The organism is Endozoicomonas sp. ONNA2, from assembly GCF_024606365.1.
In the GTDB taxonomy this organism is placed as follows: Bacteria; Pseudomonadota; Gammaproteobacteria; order Pseudomonadales; family Endozoicomonadaceae; genus Endozoicomonas.
On record NZ_JAHHPO010000737.1, the window covers coordinates 1 to 4057 of the forward strand.

Annotated in this window: 2 protein-coding genes; one reads left to right on the plus strand and one right to left on the minus strand. The window is 49.9% G+C overall.

The genetic code is table 11. The features are described 5' to 3' along the window. Positions 1–26: 26 nt before the first annotated feature. Positions 27–3680, plus strand: coding sequence for a pentapeptide repeat-containing protein (locus KDK14_RS12970; protein ID WP_257265567.1), 3654 nt, complete (start codon positions 27–29; stop codon positions 3678–3680). A gap of 142 nt (positions 3681–3822) precedes the next feature. Here the strand turns inward: KDK14_RS12970 and KDK14_RS12975 are convergent. Then, a partial coding sequence (locus KDK14_RS12975; protein WP_257265568.1) for a Smr/MutS family endonuclease occupies positions 3823–4057 on the minus strand: 235 nt, incomplete at its 5' end.

Sequence of the window (4057 nt, forward strand, 5' to 3'; positions counted from 1 at the left end):
AGCCAAGTGCCTGCAACCAGGTACTAATGGCTAATATCGCCAGACTCCTGGGCATGAACGTACCCGACACCTTCGCCCATCAGGAAGCGGGCCAGTCTTACGTGGTCAGCCATGTAGCCAGTGATTGGCCGGGTAACCTGAAAAGCGCAAGGGAACATCAGCAATCCCTGTCGCCAAAGCAGTGGGCCAGATTATTGCTGATCAATACCATTGTGGGTAATGAAGATCTCACCTGGGAGAATATGGCACTGACCCCGGAGCCGGTGGTGCTTAACTGGAATCACGCCGGACTGGCTACCCGTTACCCCTGTGCCCACAAACCAGAGCCAGCGTCTGGCGAGGACGATTTTTCCTCCATGCCGTTGCTGTTGAACAAACTGCGGGACCCACAAGCCCCGGCAATGAACTCTCACCCTATTGCCAGTCCCTGCGTCGATAGTATGTCTAAACTGGACGACAACCTGCTGGGCCAGACCCTGAAAGAGCTGCTGCACCAGGTTGACTGGCAGGCCCTGGACTGGCTGATCGAACACAGCGGTTATCTGGCCGGTGACCGCAGCTGGTTACGGCAGACTATCCATGATCGTATAGCCTGGCTCACCACCCGCTTGCCAGACACGGTAGAGCCGGGTGAACGGGTATCCATGGCGGAATACCAGGCCATAAGGGCAGCAGGTATCCGCGGGGGCTGGTTGCAGGTTAAAGGCCAGGACATCCGCACGGGCCAGGTCTGCCTCACTCAGTTACTGGATCGGGATGGTCAGCCAATAACCCGGATGACCCTCAGGCTGTCACGGGATGCAGGCAACACAGTGGCTGACAATCTGGCTCTGGAGCGAGGGTTGCACCATCTGGGCACCTGGAGCGAATACGTCAGTAATCATCTGAACGACAAATACCGAGACTGGCGCAGTGACCTGACCAGTCTGGCCGATGAGTGTGAAAAACAGGCACAGCAGTTGACCCGGGATATAGAGCGGTGGGAAAAAAAGGATCGTCAGACCATCAAGGATGTTGTGAACAATCTGCACTGCATTGCCCAAAGGTGTCGTGCATCTTTAACCGCAGACCAGCCGTCTATTGAACCACTGCCACAAATCGAGACCCCCCTGCCTGCGCCAGTCTTGCCTGCAAGGGTCAGCTCAAGGCCTGGTGAAGAGAGAAAAGCGCAAGTACGCCTGAGCGAATTCAGCCACGGTTTTGCCAAGTTGACTGGCGATAGTGTCAGTTATGTTAATCAGGAACAGCTTGAAAACTTCAAACTGACGGCCTCACCGGTGCGAGTGATTGAACTTGCGCCGGCCTTCATCGAGAAAGGCAGTATTGAGTTTTATCCCGAGCGGGACCCGAATGCCCGAACCTTTGACCATAAGATGGTGCTGACCTCTCCCGGTCACGAAAAAGCGGTGGTTGAGGCCCTGTTCAGGGAGCTGGCAGAGCTGGGCATCGACCACGGGCGCCCGGATGCTGTCGACCTGGAGGAGCGCTGGCTGGACTCCCTGGCCGACTATCACCGCTGCCTGGGTGACATGAACCGTGCCGTGGCAGTAGCAGGCGATGCGGATGTGGACCCCCGTGTTGTACGCATCAACGCAAAAAAAACCTTTCTTGCTGACCGGCTGGGATTGAGGCTACGGCCTTGGGATGAAAGTTGCCGTATACATGCCGGACGCCTGATAGGTTACCTCCCCGGTCAGCCCCACGGCGTTTCCGGGAGCCCGGCCCGGGGATTTTGCCCGACACACAATTTGAACTTTATTGCCCGGGAACAAATGACAAGAATTGTGGAGAAAATCATGGGCAATGAGGGCTGCCTGGGTTCTTTCGTGCGACTTACCGACATTGGGCGGGAACCCGTCGGGTATATTGGCTTAATCAAGCGGTTTGAATACGACACTTGTCATGAAACATTTACCCGTATCCAGCCACGAAGTAAAGAACTCGCACATAGCCAATACGGAGGGGCATTGTCCATGGTGTTCAAACCTGGAGCACTTATGCGCCTGGATGCAGATTTTTTCCGTGGACATACCATTTTGGACGGTTCTTACCCGGGCCTGAAAGCCTTCCGGCTTAATGAGAAAGTCATTCCGCAGTCAGCCAATGACTACCAGCAATTAATTGAGGGCTCCCCTTTGCAAGAGACCCTCTTTGCTCACCCTCTGTCGTTAATTGATGAACTGGATTTCTTCGGCACAGGCCAAGATCAGCAGTATCTGTTGTATTCCCTCCGAAGGCGCTATAGCCACTGGCCAGACGGTCGCCCACTGGAGCAGCTTTTTCTGCACTCCTGGGTAGCCTGTTTCCATGAGTTAACCTCCAGATACATCAAACGGGTTCCAGGAAATGTCAAAATCCTTGTTCAAGCTTGCGGTAAAACAGGTATTCAGCGCTTGATGCAACAAAATCCGCAGCTGCTGGAGGGAAAGCTCAAGTCGCTGGATGGTTTGGAGATTGCTGTGAAAAATCACAATCATGAATTGGAAAAATTTGATTTCAGCGATTGCTCAATGAATGGCACGGTGTTCAAAGAAACCGGATTCAGTGGATGTGAATTCAATACGGAGCGGTTAAACAGTGCGAGTTTTGAAGATGTCAGGTTCATCAACTGTGTTTTTGCAGGGGAGTACTTTTCACCATCGGTGTTAAAAGGTGCGAAATTTTCTAACTGGGCCAGGAACCAGAGTCAGTTGTCTCAACTTATCTATCAGTCGTGTTTCGCTCAGCAAAGTGATGGCTCTGTTGCCGTTAATGGCAGAAATACTGTTGAGTCTCGCACTGTTAATCCGGAGCAATGGCTTCAGGTTATGATAAAGAGTGATTTTCTGAGAACCTTTAGGAGTGACCCTCTGGATGGTTTTAGTCAGGGAATCCTGGATCAACATCTCAAAAAAATGATTACATCAGATAATGATGCTCGTATTCTTATTAGTAATGTTTTGGGATATAAGTTTGAATTCGGTAACGGTGCATTAAACTTCATAAAAAATAACCCTGATTTCCATAGGCAGAAATTTAAAGATCTGAGTTTTTTATATTTTGATTTCAAGCGTAAATTCAAGCGTAAAGTCAAGCGTAAATTTAACTGTAATCAATTGCCGTGCAGTATTTTAAGCTTTTTACAATGCAACAATAGAGGCAAGTTATCCGGGAAAGCTACCCTGACTTTACTTTTAAATTGTCTTGAGTTCATGATGTGGCCAGATAAAAAATCATACATAGAGTATGAGGATGATTCAAAAAGTACGAAGAAGGGAGATAAAAAGCATTGCAAAAAAACTGATCCAGACGAATTGAACCGCCATTATCTTAAGCGATTCCTGGACGAAAGTCTGGAAGAATTCCGAGCTGACTTCCATAACTACTGGAAAGACTGCACAAAAGAGGATCAATTAGCAATAGCTAAAGACTGCCTGGCAACGAATAACATAGCCGTGAGTTACGTGACCACAGTGGCATTTATGAAACTGCTCATTGACAATGGGGAAGGAGGAAAGTGGCAGTCTGCCTTTGTTACCAATATAGCCAAGCATAAAACAAGTAAATACTTTAACGACCTTAGTGACAAAAGAGTCAGTCGGTATTATTGGCCCGCTGCTGATCGTATTGATTTAGATACAGCATTAACTTCTTTGAACCCGGGGCAAAAAAATTGCATGTTGATGTGTAATCTTTTTTGATTAGCATCAGTAACGCTCCTTTCGCCCTCATAGAATTTTCTCGACAGGGCATCTGTTCCGTGGTGTCGCCGCAGTACGGCAGTCTATTTCCGGGCTGTCCCGGGCGGCAAAACTCTTGATCTACTCAGGCTCCAGATTCCCTTTAACTACTTCGCTTCGCATGGCGCTCGCGGTTTTCCTGCTTTTCCCGCTCACTTTTTCTGATCATCACATACAGTGCTCCAGAGCCACCGTGGACTTTCAGTGCGCTGTGAAAGGCCAGCACCGCTTCCATCTGGGGTAGCCAGTTGTACAGGTAACTTTTCAGCAGGGCAGGCGGGGTGCTTTTCTCACCGCGCCCATGGACTATCAACACGGTACGCCGCTCGTGCTCCCGG

Bases quoted from the DNA above. Each gene is read 5' to 3' on its own strand.
- KDK14_RS12970 (WP_257265567.1), top strand. From the start codon at position 27: ATGGCTAATATCGCCAGACTCCTGGGCATGAACGTACCCGACACCTTC.